The organism is Delftia sp. ZNC0008, from assembly GCF_000799035.1.
GTDB classification, from domain to species: Bacteria; Pseudomonadota; Gammaproteobacteria; order Burkholderiales; family Burkholderiaceae_C; genus Comamonas; species Comamonas tsuruhatensis.
Map to the genome: position 1 here is coordinate 1 of NZ_JTKZ01000205.1, position 2,653 is coordinate 2,653.

Genomic DNA, 2,653 nt, shown 5'->3' on the forward strand with positions numbered 1-2,653 from the left:
CCGCGTCTGGCGCCGCCCTGCAGGGCTTCGCCGATGCGCACGGGCTGGCGCGCCTGCAGCAGGGCGGGACGGGCGCGCTCGGGGTTGAGGGCCGGGTCCCACTCCACCCACAGGTGCTCGGGGCCCCGGAACGAGGTGTTGGGCACGTAGGTGAACCGCTGCTCGGCCAGCCGCATGTGGGGAAGGCGGCGCGTGAACTCCTCCAGGAAGATCTGCATCTCCATGCGCGCCAGGTTCTTGCCCATGCACTGGTGCGAGCCATAGCCGAAAGTCAGGTGGTCGCCGGCGTTGTCGCGGTGGATGTCGAAGAAGTCGGCATCGGCGAAATGCCGCTCGTCGTGGTTGGCCGACGAGGTCACGATGAGCAGCTTCGAGCCCGCCGGCACGGCCACGCCGCCGATCACCACGTCGCGCGTGGCCAGGCGCCGCCAGGCGGCCACCGAGCCGTTGTGGCGCAGGCATTCCTCCACGGCATTGGGGATCAGCGCGGGGTTCTCGCAGATCTGCTTCCAGGCGCCGGGATGCTGCAGCAGCAGCTTGACGGCGTTGGCCGTGGCATTGGCCGTGGTCTCGTGCGCGGCCACGATGCCGGCCATCATCATGGAGTGCAGGTAGGAGTCGGTGACGACCTCGGGAAGCTCCTTTTGCTTGCGTATGCCGTATTGCATCCAGCCCGGCGCATCGGGGTTCTCGCGCATCTTGGCCAGCACCTTGCCGGCCAGCTGCCAGAAGTTGCCCACCGCATGGGCTACGGCCACCTGCTGCTCGGGCCGGGGCCGGCCCCAGGTGTTGACGGTGTGGGCGATGGAGTACTCGCGCAGCCGGTCCATGTCCTCCTCGGGCACGCCGAGGAAGTGCAGGGCCACGGTCAGCGGCACCTCCCACAGCATCTGGTCCACAAGGTCGGCGCGGCCGTCGTCGATGAAGCGGTCCACATAGGCGCGCGCCAGCTCGCGCACCATGGGCTCGTGGTGGCGCAGCTCCTCGGGCGTGAACGGGTCCATCAGCGCGCGGCGGCGCGGCATGTGGGCGGGCTCGTCCTCGTTGACCAGGGTGCGGTTCAGCGCGAAGCCGTAGGAGGCCAGCACGGCATTGGCCTCCTCGCCCGTGGGCGTGATCTTCTCCAGCGCGATCGAGGGACTGAAGGCGATGTTGTCGCGGAACACCGCCTTGATGTCGTCGAAGCGCGTGACCACCCAGTAGCCCAGTTGCGGGCTGTAGAACACCGGCTCCTGCTCGCGCGCCCAGCGCACATATTCGGGCGGGTCCTGCTGGTAGCCGTCGCTGAACGGGTCGAAGGCCGCGGCACCTGCGCTGACGGGGCAGCCCGTGGGGCCGGTCTGGCCGCTGGGCTGGCGGTGGTCGAAGGGGCAGCGCGCGGAGGCGGGCGCAGAGCCGGGCGCAAATGCTGGCGCAAAAGCGGACGGGGCGGTGTCGGGGGCGGCGGAGGCAGTCATGGCTGGTTGTTCGCAGGCAGGCAGGCGCGGAGGGTCAATCCAAAGTGATGTTCTGGTCGCGGATCAGCTGGTGCCAGCGCGTGCTTTCGCTGGCCAGCAGCGCGGCGAACTGCTCGGGCGTGTTGCCCACGGGCTCCACGCCGAAATCCACGAGCTTCTGGCGCACGGCGGGCTCGTTGATCGCGGCCACGACCTGCCGGTGCAGGGCCGCGATGACCGGGGCCGGCGTCCTGGCGGGCGCCACCAGTCCCACCAGGGCGGCGGCCTGCACCTTGGGCAGGCCCAGCTCGGCGAAGGTGGGCACGTCGGGCAACTGGGGCAGGCGCGTGGCGTTGGCCACGGCCAGCGGGCGGACCTTGCCGCCCTTGATGAAGCCTGCGCCCGCGGCCAAGTCCACCATCATCACGGGCACCTGGCCGCCAGCCACGTCGCCCAGGGCCGGCGCCGCGCCCTTGTAGGGCGCGTGCACCAGCTTCAGGCCGGCCTCCACCCTGAGCAGTTCCATGGCCAGGTGGTGCGGGCTGCCGGCGCCGGCCGAGGCGTAGTTCACGCCGTCCTTGCTGGTGCGCGCCTGGGCCAGGAAGTCTTTGGCCGTGGCCGCTGCCATGCCGGGGCCGGCCACCAGGATCATCGGGAAGCGGCCCATCAGCGTGACCGGCGCGAGGTCCCTGGCGGGGTTGTAGCTGAGGCTCTTGTAGAGCACGGGATTGAAGACCAGGGTGCCGTTGTCGGCCGACAGCACGGTGTAGCCATCGGCGGCAGCACGCGCGGTTTCCGAGGCGCCTATGGCCGTGTTGCCGCCCGGGCGGTTGTCCACCACGATGGGCTGGTGCACCTGGCCGCCCCAGGCCTGGCCTATGGTGCGGGCCAAGAAGTCCGAGCCGCCGCCGGCCGCGTAGGGAACGATCCAGCGCACGTTCCTGCTGGGGAATCCGTCCTGGGCCAGCGCGCCGGGCAGGGCGGTGGCCGATAGCAGGCCTGCGGCCAGTGTGGTGAGGAAAAGGCGCTTGTGCATGGGGCTTGTCTCCGGTGAGGCCTGGGTGGAATCCATGGAATCTTGTTTTGCGTAATTTTTCTACGCATTGCGTAAAAATACCGCCCGGGATTACCCGCAAGCTGCGGCACAATGCCCCGCCAGCCCTTAAAACAGGCCTTTCCAGACCCGTCCTGCCGCCATGACTTCCACTGTTGTCTCC

The 2,653-nt window shown here is 69.5% G+C and carries 2 protein-coding genes; both read right to left on the reverse strand.

Going from position 1 to position 2,653, the window contains the following annotated elements:
- Positions 1 to 1,457: cytochrome P450 (locus L995_RS06710; RefSeq protein WP_047470450.1), on the reverse strand; the 1,457-nt coding region annotated here is incomplete at its 3' end.
- 34 nt (positions 1,458 to 1,491) lie between these two features.
- Complete coding sequence (locus L995_RS06715) at positions 1,492 to 2,472, reverse strand: Bug family tripartite tricarboxylate transporter substrate binding protein (RefSeq protein ID WP_034389537.1); 981 nt, start codon at positions 2,470 to 2,472, stop codon at positions 1,492 to 1,494.
- Positions 2,473 to 2,653: the final 181 nt, after the last annotated feature.